Genomic DNA, 19,002 nt, shown 5'->3' on the forward strand with positions numbered 1-19,002 from the left:
TCCGGGGAACGGCGCGAAAACTTCCGATAACGGTTTGGTCACGCGAACACGACAGAACCCGGGCGCCTCCTGTGCGGAGACACCCGGGTTCTGAACGAACGATTCCGCTTACTCTGCGGCGGACTCCTCCGCAGGAGCAGCCTCGGCAGCAGGGGCGTCGTCGAGCACGGGCTCGAGCGACAGCTTGCCGCGGTCGTCGATCTTCGTGATCTTCACGAGGATCTTCTGACCGACCGAGAGGACGTCGTCGACGTTCTCCACGCGCTTGCCACCGGCGAGCTTGCGCACCTCGGTGACGTGCAGCAGGCCGTCCTTGCCCGGGAGCAGCGAGACGAACGCACCGAACGTGGCGATCTTCACGACGGTTCCGAGGAACTGCTCGCCGACCTCGGGGTTGGTCGGGTTGGCGATCGCGTTGACCTGGGCACGAGCGGCCTCGGCCGACGGACCATCGGTCGCGCCGATGTAGACGGTGCCGTCCTCCTCGATCGAGATCTGTGCGCCGGTCTCGTCCTGGATCGCGTTGATCGTCTTGCCCTTCGGGCCGATCAGCTCACCGATCTTGTCCACCGGGATCTGCACGCTGATGACGCGAGGCGCGGTGGGCGCCATCTCGTCAGGGGCGTCGATCGCGGCGTTCAGGACGTTGAGGATCGTCAGACGAGCGTCACGGGCCTGGGTCAGCGCACCGGTGAGCACGGACGTCGGGATGCCGTCGAGCTTCGTGTCGAGCTGGATGGCCGTGACGAACTCGCTGGTACCGGCGACCTTGAAGTCCATGTCGCCGAGAGCGTCCTCCGCACCCAGGATGTCGGTGAGTGCGGCGTAGCGGGTCTCACCGTTGACCTCGTCGGAGACGAGACCCATGGCGATACCGGCGACCGCGGCGCGCAGCGGCACACCCGCGTTGAGCAGCGACAGCGTCGATGCGCAGACGGAGCCCATCGAGGTCGAGCCGTTCGAGCTCAGCGCCTCGGAGACCTGACGGATCGCGTACGGGAACTCCTCGCGGCTCGGCAGAACCGGGACGAGAGCGCGCTCGGCGAGGAAGCCGTGCCCGATCTCGCGACGCTTCGGCGAACCCACGCGGCCGGTCTCACCGGTCGAGTAGGGCGGGAAGTTGTAGTGGTGCATGTAGCGCTTGCTCGTCGTGGGCGACAGCGAGTCGATCTGCTGCTCCATCTTGAGCATGTTCAGCGTCGTGATGCCCAGGATCTGGGTCTCACCGCGCTGGAAGATCGCGGAACCGTGCACGCGCGGGATGACCTGCACCTCGGCGTCGAGCGGACGGATGTCCGCCAGTCCACGGCCGTCGATGCGAGCGCCCTCGGTGAGGATGCGACCGCGGACGATCTTCTTCGTGACCGACTTGTAGGCCGCGGAGAACTCGCTCGGAGCCGTAGCCGGGAGCGAACCCGCCTCGGTGGCCTCGATGAGCTCAGCCTTGACGCGATCCTTGATCTCGTCATCAGCGGTCTGACGCTCGACCTTGTCGGCGATCTGGTAGACGCCGACGAGCTGGTCGTAGGAACGCCCGGCGACGAAGTCGTAGACCTCCTGGCTGTATGCCGGGAAGACCGGGTAGACACCCGGCTCCTTCGACGCTGTGGCGGCGAGCTCGGCCTGAGCCTTGACGAGCTGAGCGATGAACGGCTTGGACGCCTCGAGGCCCTGGGCCACGACGGCCTCGTCGGGCTTGGTGGCGCCGGCCTTGATCAGGTTCCAGCTGCCCTCGGTGGCCTCAGCCTCGACCATCATGATCGCGACGTCTTCGGTGCCATCGGACTTGGTGACCACACGACCGGCGACGATCAGGTCGAACACGGCCTCGCTGACCTGCTCGGCGTTCGGGAACGCGACCCACTGGTCGGCGTGCTCGCCCTGGCCGGGGATGAACGCGAGGCGCACACCGGCGACGGGACCCGAGAACGGCAGACCCGAGATCTGGGTCGACGCGGAAGCCGCGTTGATCGCGAGGGCGTCGTAGAACTCACCCGGTGCGATCGACATGACGGTGATGACGACCTGGACCTCGTTGCGCAGTCCGTCGACGAACGACGGGCGCAGCGGACGGTCGATCAGACGGCAGACCAGGATCGCCTCGGTGGAGGGACGGCCCTCGCGACGGAAGAACGAGCCGGGGATCTTGCCGGCAGCGTAGGAACGCTCCTCGACGTCGACCGTCAGCGGGAAGAAGTCGAACCCTTCGCGCGGGTGCTTGCCTGCGCTGGTGGCCGAGAGGAGCATGGTCTCGCCGTCGAGGTACGCGGCGACTGCGCCCTGAGCCTGCTGCGCGAGGCGGCCGGTCTCGAAGCGGATGGTGCGGGTGCCGAAGCGGCCGTTGTCGAGAACGGCCTCGGTGGCGGTGATTTCAGGACCTTCCAAGAGGTCTCTCCTTCTTTGTTTAGACTCGCGAATCCGTATGACGCGCGAGCGTGTTCGTAAGGTGCGGATACGGCCGGATATGGGCGCGCGGGCATTCCCGCGAATCTCGCCTGCGCTGGCCACCAGTAGAAAGCCACCCGACGTCGTGCGCCGAGGAACCCACCACAGGGGACCAGCTTCTCCGCCGATCGCTCCATGAGTCGATATGAAATTGGAGCGGTTGACAGATTGCAACCGCATCAACCCTATCAGCGCGTGCCTCGAAATCGCTGGTGTGACCGCATGTGCGGTTCTGTCATCGGGCGGCCATACGCCGTTCACTCCTGCTTTGACCGTGCGTGACCGGCATCGATTGTGCTGACGGCATGCGCATGTCAGTGATCGGCTGTGGGTACCTCGGTGCCGTGCACGCCGCGGCGATGGCCTCGATCGGACACGACGTCATCGGGATCGACGTCGATGAGGACAAGATCGCGACGCTGTCCTCCGGCGCGGCCCCGTTCTTCGAACCGCGGCTCTCCGAGTTGCTGCAGGCGGGTCGCGCCTCTGGTCGTCTGCGGTTCAGCTCTCGGATGGAGGATGCTGCGGGAGCCACGGTGCACTTCATCGCGGTCGGCACACCCCAGCTTCCCGGCGGGCATGCCGCCGATCTCCGATTCGTCGACGCCGCGGTCGACGCGCTGCTCCCCCATCTGCGCCCCGGCGATGTCGTGGCCGGCAAGTCGACAGTCCCGGTCGGCACCGCCGAGCGGCTCGCAGCGCGTCTGGCGACCACGGGCACGACGCTCGTATGGAACCCGGAGTTCCTCCGCGAGGGGTGGGCCGTTCACGACACTCTGACGCCGGATCGGCTCGTGGTGGGAGTGCCGGCAGGTCCGTCGGGAGATCTCGCGGCGGACGTGCTGCGGGAAGCGTACTCCTCGGCGATCGACGCGGGAGTCCCTTTCCTCGTCACGGATCTCGCGACGGCTGAGCTGGTCAAAGGTGCGGCGAACGCGTTCCTCGCCACGAAGATCTCGTTCATCAACGCCATGGCGGAGATCGCGGAAGCAGCGGGTGCGGATGTGACGCTCCTCGCCGACGCACTCGGGCATGACACACGGATCGGACGACGCTACCTCGGCGCAGGCATCGGCTTCGGGGGCGGGTGCCTGCCCAAGGACATCCGCGCGTTCGCCGCGAGGGCGGAAGAACTCGGACGCGGTGAAGCGGTCGGCTTCCTCAGAGAGGTCGACGCGATCAACCTCCGACGTCGGGATCGCGCGGTGCAGATCGTCGTCGACGCCCTCGGCGGTCTTGTCTTCGGCCGACGGATCGCCGTGCTCGGTGCGGCCTTCAAGCCGTTCAGCGATGACATCCGCGACTCCCCTGCCCTCGATGTCGCCGTCCGGTTGCGCGGGCTCGGGGCGGACGTGATCGTGACCGATCCGGCGGCGCTCGACAACGCGGCGGCTCTGCACCCGCAGCTCGGCTATGAGAGACAGCGCGACGATGCTCTCCGCGATGCGGATGCCGTGGTCGTCGTGACCGAGTGGGACGAGTATCGGAGGGACCTCTCCCCCATCCATGCGGCCGGGCTCGTGCGCAGACGGATCATCATCGACGGGCGCAACTGTCTGGATGCAGAGGCCTGGCGCGCGGCGGGATGGGACTACCGCGGAATGGGACGGCGCTGAGGCGGTTCGTGTCGCATCGCCGGCGGCGGTGGAGAGCCCTGTTCACGGGTTTTCTGTGGAGGGTGAGTGGGTGGTGATCGTGTTCCGGAATACTGGTCTGACCTGGGCTGTTTCGGGTGATCTTCGGGTGGGAATGTCGGTGGTCCCGGGTTGACTGGGGGGTATGAACCACCCCGTGGCTGTGCTCGATCAGGTCGTGAGCGACCTGGATGCGGTGGTGCGTGCGGGGTCGGTGGTGGGTTTGTCGGATGCGGAGAAGCTCGAGGTGCTGCGCGCGGCGGGTGAGGTGGTGCGGCGGGCGGAAGCGCTGATCGTGGAGACCGTGGCCTCGGTGCCCGCCCGGCCAGCGGGGTCGGGGGATCCTGCGTTCTGTGGACAGTTCGGCTGCCGCAGCATGAGTGAGCTGCTGCAACGCGTGCTGCGCGCGGACGCTGCCGGTGCCGGACGGGTCGTGAAGGCCGCACGGCTGGTGCGCCGAGAAGTGGATATCAGCTCCGGGGGCTGGTTGCCGGCGTTGTGGCCGCAGTTGAGGGCGGCGTTGGTGGACGGGGCGGTGGGGGTCGCCGGGCTGTTGGCGGCGACGGGGCCGATCGAGCAGGCGCGCGGGCGCGTCGGAGCGGCGGACCGGGTACGGGCTGACGCGGAACTCGCCGCGTATGCGCAGGGGGTCGCGGAATCGGATGCGGACGCGGATGCCGATGCCGGGCCCGGGGCGACGCCGGAAGATCTGCGGGTCCTCGCGCAACGGATCGTGATGTTCCTCGACCCGGACGGGGCCGAGCCCGCGGAGGAGATCGCGATGCGGGGACGCGGGGTGATTCTGGGGCGGGTGAGGAACGGGCTCATCCCGATTCGTGGGGATCTGTTGCCGGAGACCGCGGGACAGTTGCAGCGGATCTGGGACGCGTACCTGAACCCGAAAGCCGACGGACCACCCGTGCCGGGCGTGCGATTCGTGCCGTCCGACCAGAATGACGCGCACGGCTCCCGCGACGCGCACGGTGCCCAGGACGTGCAGGATGTGCAGGACGTGCAGGATCGGCAGGATCGGGAGGATCGGGAGGATCGGGATGGTGGTGTGTTGCCGTCCGGGGACCCGGGCGGTCAGATCGACCCTCGCACCCGTGCGCAGAAGCAGCACGACGCGTTCACCGCGATGCTCGGGATCGCCGCCCGCCACGACGACATGCCGAAACTCGGCGGGGCGGCACCGACGCTGATCGTGTCCGTGACCGCAGACGACTACGCCACCGGGCACGGGTGGGCGCACATCGACGGGATCGACACACCGACCACGATCGCCGCCGCCCGCCACACCGCCTGCGGCGGGACGATCCAACGGGTGCTGTTCGACCCGGAAGGCCGCATCGTCGGGATCGGGAGCACGGAGCGCATCTTCACGACCCCTCAACGCCGGGCGATCACCCTCCGCGACAAGGAATGCCTCATCCCGGGATGCCACGTCCCCGCAGCGTGGTGCGAGATCCACCACGTCCAGGAACACTCCCGCGGCGGACCCACACACACCGACAACGGTGTCGCCCTGTGCTGGCACCACCACCGCACTCTGGAGACCTCCGGGTGGGAGATCCGCATGGACAACGGGACCCCGACCGTCCGCGGGCCCGCATGGTGGGACCCCGCACGACGATGGCGCACACCACGACCACCGGTGACCACGGGGCGACCGTCCGGTAACGGCCACGCCACGACTGCACCACGCTCAAAAACGCCACCCAGGACGGCGCCAGGCAGGACGGCGCCGCTCGCGACGGCGCCAGGCACGTCGGTGCCACTCACGACGGCGCCACCCGCGACATGGCCACTCACGAGGCCGCCACTTACGACAGCGCTGCGGCGCTAAGTGGCGCAGGAACTCGGCGCTCCGCAGCGCCGAGGCGCTGAGTGGCGCAGGAACTCGGCGCTCCGCAGCGCTGCGGCGCTAAGTGGCGCAGGAGGTCGGTGCTCGACAGCACTGAGGCGCTGAGTGCCGCGGGATGTCGGCGCTGGACACCGCCGCGCCGCCTCGCACCGCATCCGCGACTTCGGCTCCACTGCAACTGCGATGAAGCGCCGCTCGCGATCGTTACGATCGCAGCGCAGCGGGCTGCGCCACCGGATGTGTCCAGGCCCAGTCTGTTCGTGGGCGCAGTCGTGCCGAACGACTCGCTGCGTCACCGTACGAAGCCGGCCTGCACGCGACCGCCTGCGGCATCCAGCTCGCGCTCTACCTGGGTGGCGAACTCGTCGAAGTCCCCCTGCAGCAACGGCGCCGCCAAGGCCTCAGTCCTGTCCACGCTCAGTTCGCACAGTCGTCGCGGCAGGTACTTCCCTGCACCGATCCAGTGTCCTGCTCCGAGCAGCATCAGTTCGGCCGTGCGCTCGAACAACAACCCGGCGATCACGCGCCGCTCCAGTGGATCCTGCGCATCGCGCAGATCGTCGAGCTGATCCGTGATCATGTAGCGGCGGAACTCCAGCTCGTGCGCCGTTGGCCGGGGACCGTCGACGAGCACTCGTTCCCAGCGGTGGCGCAGCTCCTGCAGCGCGGTGCCGCCACGCACCTCGATCCCTTCCACGAGCATGTGCACGATGACCGGGCGGAACTGGGCGACGCCGCGGGCGGCCCATTCCCCATACCCGTCGACGGTGTAGGCGAATACTTCGAAGAACCCGCCCTCGAATTCGAAGCCGCCCGCGAAGCTCGCCGCGTCCGTCTCGAAAATGTCGTCGCCGATCAGGAGCAGGTCGATGTCGCTGGTGCGCGTGCGGGTCCCGCGCGCCGTGCTTCCCGCCACCACGGCGATCCCCGCCCGAGGGAAGTGCGCCGCAATGAACCGTTCGACGATCGGGAGCTGCTCCATGCCTCCCAGCATAGGAACGTCCCGGCATACCGATACGTCCCGCTCCCGGGGCACGACCCGGTTGCCGGGCATGAACCAGTTCCCGGGGCACGACCCGGTTGCCGGACACACCTCAGCGCACGTACACGCCTCAGTGCACGGGCACGTCCCGTGCGGCGGAGGATCTGCCGAGGTACACGTAGCCGTCGTGCTTCGCGGAGCGCCCGTCTCCTGCGGCCCGGCCCTGCATCCGCCGCCAGACCCACGGCAGCGCGTGCCGTCGCCACCAGAGTCCGGTGCCGATCGGCTCGTGCTCATGCAAGGCGGCGTCGAGCAGTCCCAGTGCGTCGGCATGCGGAACGGCGAGCACCTCACCCACCCGGTATGCCAGAAAACGATGTCCGCGGCTGCTCAGGTGCACGAGGTCTTCGCCCCAGTGCGGTCGATCACCGAGTGTGGGGTGCAGATCCGTGTCGATCAGGATCGCCCCCGTGCGTGTGGCGATACCCGCGAGTGCAGTCGCGAAAGCCGCGAACCGCGAGGTGTACATCCCCGCCGCGCGACGACCGGGAAGGAACGGGGTCACGAGGACCACATCCGCGCCGATCTCACGCAGCTGCACGACCGCGTCCTCCAGCGATGCGGCGAGCGCAGGGATGTCGACACGGCGCTTCACGAGATCGTTCGCACCGATCAGGATCGACACCAGATCGGGCCGCAACTCGAGCGCGCGCTGCAGCTGGTACCCGCACACGTCGCTGACCCGCTTGGATCTGATGGCGAGGTTCGCGTAGTGCAGACCTCCCCGCGAGGCGAGGAGCAGGGCGAGACGATCGGCCCACCCGCGCAGAGCGCCATCAGGGGCGGGATCGCACAGCCCCTCGGTCAGCGAGTCTCCGAGCGCCACGTAGCGCCGCCACCGCATCGACACGACCGGTCGCGATTGCTCGGGGCGCACGACGCGGCGCGCGCGCAGCGACGTGTCCACCCGCTTGAGCGTCTGGGCCTCCTCATAGTGTGCAAGGAGCTGGTCGCAGATGCTGGCCCACGATCTGCCCTGCACCGCGTCGAAACCCGCTTCGCCGAATGCCCGTCGTTTGCGCACATCGCCGGCGAGGTCGGCCACCCGCATCCGCAGGTCGTCCAGGTCGCCCGGACGGTACAGCCAGCCATCGACGCCCATCCGCACGAGATCCAGAGGGCCTCCTCGCCCGGTCGCGACCACGGGAACCCCGCTCGCATGCGCCTCCTGAAGGGTCTGCCCGAACGTCTCGCTCTCCCCCGGGTGCACGAAGACGTCGAACGAGGCCATCGCCGCGGCGAGCGCCTCACCCTCGAGATGCCCCAGGAAGATCGCGTCCGGCATCAGTGACTCCAGACGCGCGCGACTGGGTCCATCCCCGACGATCACCAGCCGGGTGCCCGGCACAGACTGCACGGCGACCAGATCCTCCACCTGCTTCTCGGGTGCGAGCCTTCCCACGTACCCGATCACGGCGTCCCCGTCCGCACCCCACTGCCGACGCATCGTGAGATCGCGGCGCGTCGGATGGAAGCGTTCCGCGTCGACTCCTCGTCCCCAGCGGCGCAGTCGATCCACGCCGAGCTGCTCCAGCTGGCTCTGCGCTTCCGATGAGGGCGCGAGGGTGAGTGTCGCCCTGCGGTGCAACCGTGCGATGTGCGTCTGCGCGAACCCGGTGGTCGCCGCGATCCCGTAGCGCTCCGTGTATGCGGCGACATCCGTCTGGTAGGCGGCGACGGCCGCGACATCGAGGCGTTCCGCCGCGAGCACTCCCCGCCATCCGAGTGCGAACGGTGAGGCCAGGTGCACCACATCGGGTGCGAAACGTCGCAACGACGCCGCCACGCGATGGGCGGGCGATGTCCCGACCCGGACGTTGCGGTAACCCGGGAGCGCGAGGCTCGGGATGGACTCGATCGCCGCTCCGCTGACGGAGGTGGGGATCCCGGCAGCGGCTGGGGCGACCACATGCGCCTGGTGCCCGGTGCGTTCGAGATGCCGCAGGATCTGCAGCACCGATCCGGTGACGCCGTTCATATGCGGAAGGAAGGACTCTGTCACGATCGCGACTCTCACATCCCCAGGATGACGGGCGTCACGGTGACCGTGACGCAGATCCTGCCGGCATCATCAGATGTTCACCCGATGCTGGAGCGCCCGTCACCGGCTAGGCGCTCGTTGGTTCCCGTTCATCCACGGCGGGCACCGTGAGAGCGTGCCTGCTGACCTCCTCACCGTTTCGCTGACCGGCCCGTGGAGCCTCGCGCTGATGAGCGTGCTCGTGGTCGGCGATGCCTTCTTCGTCGTCATCCCCGGCGAGGTCGCGGTCACCGCCCTCGGGGCTTTCGCCGTATCCACGGGCTCCCCTCCCCTCTGGGCGGTCATCGTCTGCGCCGCCGCCGCTGCGGCGCTGGGCGATGTCTGCTGCTATCTGATCGGCCGGCAGGTCGGGCTGGATCGCTGGCGCTGGATGCGTGCGCCGCGCATCCGTCAAGCCCTGGGGTGGGCACGGAGTCGGCTGGAATCCGGAACGGCCACGGTGCTGTTCACGGCACGGTTCGTCCCGTTCGCGCGACTCGCGATCAATCTCGTCGCGGGAGCGTCGCGCATCCATCCTCCGCGCTACCTGGCGCTGGTCAGCCTGGCTGCGAGCGGATGGGCGGCCTACCAGGCGGCCGTCGGCGCGGCCATCGCCGCGATCCTGCCCGGCGGGCCGCTGGTGGCCGTGCCCGTGTCGATCGTGGTGGCCGTCGGCATCGGCGTGCTGATCGATGTCATCACCCGGCGCGTGCGCAACTGAATGCCCCGTCTCCACGCCCGTGCCTTAGGCTGGCGAACATGAGCACCGAAGAAGGCGCCACCTCCTCTGAGGAGATGAAGCGCAAGTTCAAGGAAGCGCTCGAGAAGAAGAACGCGCACCACCGGCAGGGCGAGGCACACCTCGACGGCGATTCCGCCGTGCACGGCGCGCCCGCCCCGCAGACGCGGCGCGAGTTCCGACGCAAGAGCGGTTGACCACACGGATGCGGGAGCCGACCATCGTCGACTCCCGCATCCCTCACTCCCCGCCGGGAGTGCTCATTTCGCGGCAGCCCTGACCCGGGCGCGTTCCTGCTTCGCCGCCATCTCGTCGAGGGCGGACTCCTTGAGTCCCTGGACATCGACGGCCTCCCGCTCCTCGGCCATCCCGTGATCGTCGACGCCGTCGAGCTGCGACTCCTCGAAGGGGAGCGCTCCGCTCAGCACCTGCTGCACCCGATCGCGATCGATCTGACGGGTCCACGTGCCGATCAGCAGCGTGGCCACGGCATTGCCCGTGAAGTTCGTGAGCGCACGCCCCTCCGACATGAAGCGGTCGATGCCCACGATCACGCCGACGCCGTCGACGAGGTCGGGACGGTACGCCTGAAGTCCGCCCGCGAGCGTGGCGAGTCCGGCACCCGTGACACCGGCGGCTCCCTTGCTCGCGATGATCATGAACACCAGCAGCCCGATCTGCTCGCCGATCGACATCGGCTGTCCCATGCCGGTCGCGATGAACAACGACGCCATCGTGAGGTAGATGGCCGTGCCGTCGAGGTTGAACGAGTACCCGGTGGGAACCGTGATCCCCACCACCGGCTTCGAGACTCCGATGTGCTCCATCTTCGCGATCAACCGCGGCAGCGCGGACTCCGAAGAGGATGTGCCCACGATGAGCAGGTACTCCCGCGCCAGATACTTGATCAGGCTGAAGATGTTGACCCGCGTCACCGCCCACAGCAGAGTGCCCAGCACCACCGTGATGAACAGGATGCAGGTGATGTAGAAGGCGATCATCAGGATGCCGAGGCTCCAGATCGCGGCGATCCCGGTCTTGCCCACCACAGCGGCGATGGCACCGAAGGCACCGATCGGCGCGAGCCACAGGATCATCCCGAGGATACGGAACACCAACTTCTGCAGGTTCTTCACCGCGTCCATGATCGGGGCGCCCTTCTCACCGAGCCCCTGGAGAGCGAAGCCCACGAGCAGCGCGATGAACAGCACCTGCAGGACGCTCTCACCGGTGAAGGCGGAGAAGAAGGTCGTCGGGATGATCCCGAGGATGAACTCGGTCGTGGTCTTCGCCTCGGTCTCGGTCGCGTCGTAGCTCGAGTTCGCCATGTCGAGACCGGCACCGGGGTGGATGATGTTGCCGACCACGAGCCCGATCGCGAGCGCGAAGGTCGACATGACCATGAAGTACAGCAGCGCCAGGCCGCCGATCTTCCCCACGGTGGCGGCCTTGGCGATCGATCCGACGCCGACCACGATCGTGCAGAAGATGATCGGCGCGATCATCATCTTGATCAGCGAGACGAAGCCCTTGCCGATCGGCTCGAGACTCTGGCCGACCTCCGGCCAGATCAGCCCGACGGCTGCACCGAGCACGACGGCGATGATCACCGACACATACAGCCAGGTGTGACGGTCCCAGGCCTGCTTGCCTCGCCGCCAGTGGAATCCGGGAAGTGAGAACCCTGTCGTGATGGCCATGTTTCCTCCTTGATCATGAACGTCTTCGTCTCATGCCCGGTTGCCACGTCGCCGCCGGTGCACCTACGGTCGCCGACTTCCCCGTGCGGCACCATTTGTGGTCGTATTGGTCACGACCGAGATCGACGACGAGCGGAGGATGCTGTGGCACACGCCGCTCGCAGCGCCGCCTCACGGGTGTTCCTGGTCCTGCTGGCGGCCGCCCTCGTGATCGGCGCGCTCGTAGCGGTGTATCTGGTCGTCGATGCGCAACGGGCCATCCGCGCCGAGGCCGAGCGCGTGACATCGGCGACGGCAATCGCCCTGGCGAACTCGCCGGTCGTCATCTCGGCGCTCGATGCCGGCGACCCGGCGGACGCGACCCGCATCCTGGAGCCATACGCGATGTCGGTCGTGGACGACGCCGACCTCGACTTCATCACCGTGATGACGTCCGAGGGTGTGCGCATCACCCACCCCGACCTCGCGCAGATCGGTCAGCGCTACCTGGGGACGATCCCGGCAGCCCCGGAGCCGCTCACGGAGGTCTTCACCGGCACCCTCGGACCCTCGGTGCGCACGATCGAGCCGGTGACCGGCGACGACGGCGAGTTGCTCGGGTGGGTCGCGTCCGGCGTCACGATCGAATCGATCTCCGAGACGGTGATCCGGCGCATCCCGCTCTCGCTCGGGATCACAGCGGGTCTGGTGGTGTTCGGCGCGCTCGGAGCATGGATCGCCCGCCGCATCACCCGCCGCATCGCCGGGGACCTCCCCCCGGGGCAAGTGCGCGACGCCGTCTCCTCGTACGAGTCGATCCGCACTCTCGGCGATCCCCTGCGCGCACAGACGCACGAGCACGGAAACCGCATGCACACAGCCGTCGCCCTGCTCGAACTCGGGCGTAGCGCGGAGGCGATCGAGATCCTGACCGAGACGTCGCGCCAGAGCCAGTCCCTCGTGGATCAGGTGACCGCCAGACGGCACGGCGACCCCGCCGTCGGCGCGCTCCTGCTCGGCAAGGCGTCCCAGGCGAAGGAACGCGGGATCGACTGGCGTGTGCGCATCGAACCCGACACTCCCCGCTCACCGCTCACCGCCGTGGACAGCGTCTCCGTACTCGGCAATCTGGTCGACAACGCGCTGGATGCCGCCGCCGAGGCAGAGGACCGCTGGGTCAGCGTGTCGTTGAGTCCCTCTGCGGAAGGCGGGATCATCCTCGAGGTGGCCGACAGCGGAGCCGGAGTGCCGACGGACCTGACGGAACGGATCTTCGCCTCCGGGTTCTCCACGAAACCTGCGGGGGCGGACGGGCGCGGCGTCGGACTGGCGCTCGTGCGCGCCGTGGTCGACGATGCAGGGGGAACCGTCGAGCTCTCCGGGTCCCCGACGACGTTCCGCGTGGTGCTCCCCCGCGCCGACGCCCCGGGGAGGCGACGATGATCCGGACGCTGCTCGTCGATGATGACGCCCTCACGCTCGAACTCCACCGGAACTACGTGGCGCGGCTTGACGGCTTCGTCGTCGCCGGGGAATGCTCGGGGGCGCGCGCAGCGGTCACTGCGGTGCTGGACAGACCGGGCCCCGGCGCATTCGATCTGGTGCTGCTCGACGTGACGATGCCCGATGGTTCGGGCCTCGACGTCCTGCGCACCCTCAGAGCGCGCGCGGCGGCCGTCGACGTGATCGCGATCACAGGTGTGCGTGACGCGGAGACGGTGCGGCAGATGGCGGCGCTCGGTGTCTTCCAGTATCTGGTCAAGCCGTTCCCGTTCGCCGTGTTCGAGGAACGGATGATGCAGTACCGCGAGCATCGGACCCAGGCCACCGCGACAGCAGGGCAGGCGACGCAGGCCGAGATCGATGCCCTCCTCGGACGCGCAACCGGATCGATCACGCTGCCCAAGGGGCTCTCCTCCGGGTCGCTGGAGCGTGTCACCGCCGAGGTCCGCACCTCGGGACCGGTGTCGGCCGCGGAGGCGGCTGAGCACCTCGGCATGTCACGGGTCGCGGTGCGCCGTTATCTGGAACACCTCGCCTCAGAGGGCCTCGTTGCACGGGCAGCGCGATACGGCGCCCGCGGCCGGCCCGAGACCGAGTACCGCTGGAAGTAGCGGGAGCCCGACCCCGCGTCAGCGCGGGAGCCTGCCTTCGTGCAGCAGGTCGGACGGATCGAACTTCGCGCGCAGCTCGCGCAGCCGCGCGACATCGATCGCCGGAGCGGCGCGATCCAGGGTCTGCCCCGGGCTGAGGAACGTCGGTACCGTACGCTCCGCCACCGCTCCTGCCAGGAGCTCCCGGAAACCGGAGAGACTCGCCTCCCCCGGCTCGCTCGGAGCACCGGGGAACAGCGGGGCGAGCGCGTACGCGATCCACCCCACGCCCTGCAGTGAGGCGAAGCCCGGCCGCCGAGGGGCTTCCAGTGCTCCCCCGAGCATGCGGATGTCGATGCCGATGATCGACGCCTGCTCCGGACGATCCCGATACGCGATCAGCGCCTCGATGGTCGGATCGTCGAGCGCGTTCAGCGCCACGGACGCTCCGCGGCTGGCCGTCGGAGCGGTCGGCTGGTTCGACTGCGCACTCAGCAGCGCCGGTGAGGTCGGCCCGGACTGATCCCGACGTACGGCGCCGGCGGAGCGGATCGCGCCGAGGAATGAATCCGCGCTTCCGTCCACCGACACGGCCTGCACCATCACGAAGCTCTGCCCGCGGATCTCCGGCGGCAGCGGCGGTGCATCGGGCATCCGCATCGAGTTCGTGAAGACGTTCAACGACGACGGCGCGTCGGCAGCGAGGTCGCGGACCGCACGCAGCACCGCGGGAGCATCCGAGGCGTCGAAGACGAGCGATGCACCCCACACCGCCGGAGCGGGGATCAGGTCGATCTCGATCGCCGTGACGATGCCGACGACGCCGCCGGCCCCGCGCAATGCCCACATCAGGTCGGGATCGCTCGCATCATCGACGCGCTCGTGGGTGCCGTCGGTGCGCAGCACCCAGGCCGCGCGAAGGCTGTCGGAGCCGAGGCCGGCGGTGCGACTGAACCACGAGTGCCCTCCGCCGAGCGTGTAGCCCGTCGCCGTGACGACCGGGCTCGTCCCCGCGGGTGCCACCCACCCCGTGCCCTCGAGAGCGTCGACCACGCGACCCCAGCGCACGCCGGCACCGATGCGCGCCGTGCCGTGCTCGAGATCGACATCCACCTCATCGAATTCCGACATGCGCACCAGCAGCGCATCAGCCAGGTCACCCGAGGCGCCGTGACCGCCCGGCTGCACGGCGACCTGCACGCCGAGGTCGCCCACCGCTCTCAGCAGCGTGCGCAGATCTGCGACGTCGACGGGGGCGGCGACGGCGGCAGGGCGCTGGGCGATCGCGAGATTCCATGGACGGCGCGCCTCGTCGTAACCCGCATCGGGCGGGAGGACGAGGGATCCGGTCAGCGCGCCACGGATGTCGTCGAAAGCAGTGAAACGGGACATGACGCCACCGTACGATGCCCCTCGGACATTGTCGACGGCGTCATGCCCCGATGATCACTCGCCCGCGAGACCGCCGAGCATGTGTCCGAAGGAGCGTCCCTCACCGAGGTACGTGGCCGGGTCGTACGGGTCGACCACGTCGACGGTCTCCCGCCGCGCGATCGCCTCGGCGAGCTCACGTGCGCCCTTCTCGACGCGCTTCGCGAGTGGAGCCACGTCGTCACCCGATCCGCCCCAGTCGCTCGACGCCGCGAAGACGCCCGTCGACACGGCCTCGGCGTGCAGGTAGGCGAACAACGGGCGGATCGCGTAGTCGATCGCGAGGGAGTGCCGCGCTGTGCCCGCGTTCGCACCGATGAGCACCGGCTTCCCGGTGAGCGCGTCGGGGTCGAGCACATCGATGAACGACTTGAACAATCCGTTGTAGCTCGTGGAGAAGATCGGCGTGACGGCGATCAGCGCATCAGCGGAGACCACGGTGTTGATCGCGGTCTCCAGCGCGGGCGGCGCGAACCCCGTGAGCAGGTTGTTCGTGATGTCGTGCGCGTAGTCGCGCAGCTCGATCACGTCGACGCTGGCCTCGATGTCGTGCCCGGCGAGCGCCTTCACGGTCTCGGCAGCGAGGCGGTCGGCGAGCATGCGCGTCGATGAGGGGTTGGAGAGCCCCGCAGAGACCACGGCGATGCGGCGGGTGGCCATCTCAGGCCTCCTTCCGGCTGAGACCGAACGCGGCTCCCGCGGGGGCCGGCGAATCCTGGTAGGGCGAGTCTCCGGTCAGGTTGTCTCCGCGGTTCGCGCCGGGGCGGGCCTGACGGGTCGGTCCGTCACCGAACTCGGCCTTCACCCGAGCGGCGTGCGTGGGGGCATCCGGCACGGCGACCGGACGGTCCTTCGCCAGCTCCTTGCGAAGCACAGGGACGACCTCCGACCCCAGGATGTCGAGCTGCTCGAGCACGGTCTTCAGCGGGAGGCCCGCGTGATCGATCAGGAACAGCTGGCGCTGGTAGTCGCCGTAGTGCTCGCGCATCGCGGCATAGCGGTCGATGACCTGCTGAGGAGAGCCCACGGTGAGCGGAGTCATCTCGGTGAAGTCCTCCATGCTGGGTCCGTGGCCGTAGACGGGGGCGTTGTCGAAGTACGGCCGGAACTGGTTCACGGCGTCCTGCGACTTCGCGCTCATGAACACCTGACCGCCGAGCCCGACGATCGCCTGCTCCGGCGTGCCATGACCGTAGTGCGCGTAGCGCTGACGGTAGAGCTCGATCAGACGCTGGTAGTGCTCCTTGGGCCAGAAGATGTTGTTCGCGAAGAATCCGTCGCCGTAGTACGCGGCCTGCTCGGCGATCTCCGGGGTGCGGATGGATCCGTGCCACACGAACGGGGCGACGCCGTCGAGGGGCCGCGGCGTCGAGGTGAAGCCCTGCAGCGGGGTGCGGAACTTCCCCTCCCAGTCGACCACGTCCTCACGCCACAGCTTGTGCAGCAGGGCGTAGTTCTCGATCGCGAGCGGGAGTCCCTGACGGATGTCCTGACCGAACCAGGGGTAGACGGGGCCGGTGTTGCCGCGGCCGAGCATCAGGTCCATGCGACCGTCCGACACGTGCTGGAGCATCGCGTACTCCTCGGCGATGCGCACCGGGTCGTTCGTCGTGATCAGCGTCGTCGAGGTCGACACGATCAGACGCTCGGTCTGCGCGGCGAGTGCGGCGAGGAACGTCGTGGGGCTGGACGACCAGAACGGCGGGTTGTGGTGCTCGCCGATCGCGAACACGTCGAGGCCCACCTCTTCGCTGTGCCGGGCGATGGCCAGGGTGGCCTTGATCCGCTCCTGCTCGCTGGGCGTGACTCCCGTGGTGGGATCGCGGGTGATGTCGCTGACCGACATGATGCCGAACTGCATCGCCTGCGCGCCTGACTGCTCGCTCATGATTGCTCCGTCTTCTCCGAATCGGATGACTCGGCATCCGCTTCTATTCATTTGAATGTATCTGAGTCAACGTGACACGAGCAACTTTATTCCCCGAGTAGCCTCGGAGGATGAACAGCGCCGGTGCGGACATCTCAGGACCCCCGACGACGGGCGCGGTCGCCAAACCCCGGCGCCGCGTGCCCTTCTGGGACAACGCCCGCTACCTGTGCATCGTGCTCGTCGTCCTGGGCCACGCGATCCAGCGCCTCATCTACGACTCCGACATCGCCTTCGCGTTCTACCTGACGCTGTACGCCTTCCACATGCCGGCGTTCGCGATCATCTCCGGTTACTTCTCCAAATCCGGCTCCCCCACCAGGACGCAGATGGCCCGGGTGATCACCGACATCCTCGTGCCCTATGTGATCTTCGAGCTGCTGTGGACGCTGACGAAGTGGCTGGTGGAGGGCCAGGCGAATCCGAACATCACGCAGCCTTCCTGGACGCTGTGGTTCCTGCTCGCGCTCGGAATCTTCCGCCTCGTGCTCCCCTACCTCGCTCTGCTGCGCTGGCCGCTGGCCTGGACCGTCCTCATCTCTCTCGGAGTGGGCTATCTGCCCAACGTCGACAGCACATTCTCCCTGTCGCGCACGCTCGGGCTGCTGCCCTTCTTCGCCCTCGGATGGTGGCTGCGCGAGCATGACATCGTCAACCGCTTCCGCCTTCTCGACTTCCGCCCGTGGTGGGTGCGCGCGGTCGCCGTCGCAGTGCTCGCTGCGAGCGGGTGGGCCGCCTGGAACTGGCTGCCCGTCTGGCAGGCGGCCGACCTCCGCCACTGGCTGTTCTATGAGGACTCCTACGCCGACCTCGGCGGAGAGCAGTGGTGGGCCGGTGGAGTGCGCCTCGCCCTGATGCTGCTCGCCGTCGTGCTCAGCGCCTCCTTCTTCGCGCTGATCCCCCGCGGAACGCACTGGTGGACGACGTTCGGGCAGTACACGATGTACGTCTTCCTCCTGCACTCCTTCGTGCTGTATCCGTTCCGCGAGACCGGCGTCCTGCGCGACCTCGAGCCGACGTGGCTCTGGCTGCCCCTGGTCACCGTCCTCTCGGTACTCGTCGCACTGGCATTGGCCACGAAACCGATCCGCCGCGTGTTCCGGCCTCTCGTCGAACCGCGACCGAAGTGGCTCTTCGCCGACCCGGCCCTCGCTTCTCGCGAAGGCAGTCGGAACGACCCGACCGGTGCGCGTAGACCACGGACGTGACCGCGCGGCTGAGCCGACGCGACCGGGTAGCGTGAAGAGGTGAACCGCGCTGAGACGATCCGTGACCGCATCGTCGGAGAGACCGATTCCACGGGCTTCGGGGCGCACGGGCTGCACGTGCTGATCGGCGCCGACACGGCAGAGCACCGCTGGACGCCGGATGTCCGTGGAGACATCCAGTCGGTGTCGAAGGGCGTCTGCGTGATGGCAGCCGCGATCGCCGCAGAAGAAGGACTCGTGGCCTTCGACGTCCCGATCGCGACCTATCTGGACGACACCCGGCTCGGCGAGGGGGTCGATCGCGTCACCCTCCGCCATCTGCTGACGATGACGAGCGGCATCGACCTTCCGTGGTCGGAGACGATGATGACGGACTGGCCCGATCTCGCGACGGAGTTCCTCGGACGACCGACACCCGGACGTCGCTTCCAGTACTCCAATGCCAGCACATACACCGCCATGCGCGTTCTCGAGTCACGGGTCGGCGATGTCGCCGCGTATCTGGAGCCGCGGCTGTTCGCTCCGCTCGGACTGACGCAGGTCGAGTGGGAACGGTGCCCGAACGGTCGGATCATCGCCGGCGGCGGTCTGGCGCTGCGGACGGAGGAGATGGCGCGGCTCGGTCGGCTGATCCGCGATCGCGGCCTCTGGCAGAGGAAGCAGCTGGTGGCACCGGAGTGGATCGACGCGATGCACTCCGACTGGGTGGTCGCCGGCGAGAGCCCGGGCTACGACCGCTACGCGCTGGCCGGATGGGGCGGGCCGGGTGAGGCCTGGCGACTCCACGGTGCGTACGGGCAGCTGCTCATCTTCGCGGGAGACGCCGTGGTGACCATCACGGCAGGCGACCACTTCGGCGCCGACGCGATGGCGGCGTTCGTGGTGGAGACCCTCGCGTCCTGATTCCGTCGGGCCGCGGG

15 protein-coding genes are annotated in these 19,002 nt (G+C 68.4%); 8 read left to right on the top strand and 7 right to left on the bottom strand.

The window, feature by feature from the left end:
• Positions 1-108 precede the first annotated feature (108 nt).
• Positions 109-2,385: a polyribonucleotide nucleotidyltransferase gene (locus FB560_RS10380; RefSeq protein ID WP_141872285.1), complete on the bottom strand. Its 2,277-nt coding sequence runs from the start codon at positions 2,383-2,385 to the stop codon at positions 109-111.
• A 365-nt stretch (positions 2,386-2,750) separates the two neighbouring features.
• Here FB560_RS10380 and FB560_RS10385 point away from each other — a divergent pair, with 365 nt between their 5' ends.
• Both FB560_RS10385 and FB560_RS10390 read left to right on the top strand, forming a co-directional pair.
• The gene (locus FB560_RS10385) at positions 2,751-4,061 is read left to right on the top strand and encodes a UDP-glucose dehydrogenase family protein (RefSeq protein WP_141872286.1); all 1,311 of its coding nucleotides are present in this window, start codon (positions 2,751-2,753) and stop codon (positions 4,059-4,061) included.
• 163 nt (positions 4,062-4,224) lie between these two features.
• Positions 4,225-5,925, top strand: coding sequence for an HNH endonuclease signature motif containing protein (locus FB560_RS10390; protein ID WP_141872287.1), 1,701 nt, complete (start codon positions 4,225-4,227; stop codon positions 5,923-5,925).
• A gap of 310 nt (positions 5,926-6,235) precedes the next feature.
• Here FB560_RS10390 and FB560_RS10395 read toward each other — a convergent pair whose 3' ends face one another.
• Complete coding sequence (locus FB560_RS10395; RefSeq protein WP_170198103.1) at positions 6,236-6,925, bottom strand: nucleotidyltransferase domain-containing protein; 690 nt, start codon at positions 6,923-6,925, stop codon at positions 6,236-6,238.
• Positions 6,926-7,055: 130 nt separating this feature from the next.
• A complete protein-coding gene (locus tag FB560_RS10400) occupies positions 7,056-8,987 on the bottom strand; it encodes a glycosyltransferase (protein WP_229673130.1) in 1,932 nt (643 codons plus the stop codon).
• A 154-nt stretch (positions 8,988-9,141) separates the two neighbouring features.
• On the opposite strand from FB560_RS10400, the gene FB560_RS10405 reads away from it, so the two are divergent.
• Complete coding sequence (locus FB560_RS10405) at positions 9,142-9,726, top strand: DedA family protein (RefSeq protein WP_141872290.1); 585 nt, start codon at positions 9,142-9,144, stop codon at positions 9,724-9,726.
• Between the two features lie 38 nt (positions 9,727-9,764).
• Positions 9,765-9,941, top strand: a complete 177-nt coding sequence (locus tag FB560_RS20695; protein WP_170198104.1) for a DUF5302 domain-containing protein — start codon at positions 9,765-9,767, stop codon at positions 9,939-9,941.
• A 63-nt stretch (positions 9,942-10,004) separates the two neighbouring features.
• Here the strand turns inward: FB560_RS20695 and FB560_RS10410 are convergent, their stop codons facing one another.
• The gene (locus tag FB560_RS10410) at positions 10,005-11,444 is read right to left on the bottom strand and encodes a cation:dicarboxylate symporter family transporter (RefSeq protein WP_141872291.1); all 1,440 of its coding nucleotides are present in this window, start codon (positions 11,442-11,444) and stop codon (positions 10,005-10,007) included.
• 144 nt (positions 11,445-11,588) lie between these two features.
• On the opposite strand from FB560_RS10410, the gene FB560_RS10415 reads away from it, so the two are divergent.
• Together FB560_RS10415 and FB560_RS10420 are read left to right on the top strand one after the other, a co-directional pair.
• Positions 11,589-12,866: a sensor histidine kinase gene (locus FB560_RS10415; RefSeq protein ID WP_229673129.1), complete on the top strand. Its 1,278-nt coding sequence runs from the start codon at positions 11,589-11,591 to the stop codon at positions 12,864-12,866.
• On the top strand, positions 12,863-13,537 hold the full coding sequence (locus FB560_RS10420) for a response regulator (RefSeq protein WP_141872293.1): 675 nt from the start codon (positions 12,863-12,865) through the stop codon (positions 13,535-13,537). Before FB560_RS10415 ends, FB560_RS10420 begins: the two co-directional genes overlap by 4 nt.
• 18 nt (positions 13,538-13,555) lie before the next feature.
• On the opposite strand, the gene FB560_RS10425 is transcribed toward FB560_RS10420, so the two are convergent.
• The 3 genes from FB560_RS10425 to FB560_RS10435 are packed head-to-tail and all read right to left on the bottom strand — an operon-like array spanning position 13,556 to position 16,835.
• Positions 13,556-14,908 carry an FAD-binding oxidoreductase gene (locus tag FB560_RS10425; protein WP_141872294.1) on the bottom strand — a complete coding sequence of 451 codons (1,353 nt, stop codon included), beginning with the start codon at positions 14,906-14,908 and terminating at the stop codon, positions 13,556-13,558.
• A gap of 54 nt (positions 14,909-14,962) precedes the next feature.
• Positions 14,963-15,607 (bottom strand): FMN reductase, encoded by a 645-nt coding sequence (locus tag FB560_RS10430; RefSeq protein ID WP_141872295.1) that lies wholly within the window; start codon positions 15,605-15,607, stop codon positions 14,963-14,965.
• Position 15,608: 1 nt separating this feature from the next.
• A complete protein-coding gene (locus FB560_RS10435; protein ID WP_141872296.1) occupies positions 15,609-16,835 on the bottom strand; it encodes an LLM class flavin-dependent oxidoreductase in 1,227 nt (408 codons plus the stop codon).
• Between the two features lie 110 nt (positions 16,836-16,945).
• Here FB560_RS10435 and FB560_RS10440 point away from each other — a divergent pair, with 110 nt between their 5' ends.
• Both FB560_RS10440 and FB560_RS10445 read left to right on the top strand, forming a co-directional pair.
• Positions 16,946-18,082, top strand: a complete 1,137-nt coding sequence (locus FB560_RS10440; protein WP_141872297.1) for an acyltransferase family protein — start codon at positions 16,946-16,948, stop codon at positions 18,080-18,082.
• A 39-nt stretch (positions 18,083-18,121) separates the two neighbouring features.
• Positions 18,122-18,985, top strand: a complete 864-nt coding sequence (locus tag FB560_RS10445) for a serine hydrolase domain-containing protein (RefSeq protein WP_141872298.1) — start codon at positions 18,122-18,124, stop codon at positions 18,983-18,985.
• Positions 18,986-19,002: the final 17 nt, after the last annotated feature.

It is taken from the genome of Microbacterium saperdae (assembly GCF_006716345.1).
Taxonomy (GTDB): Bacteria; Actinomycetota; Actinomycetes; order Actinomycetales; family Microbacteriaceae; genus Microbacterium; species Microbacterium saperdae.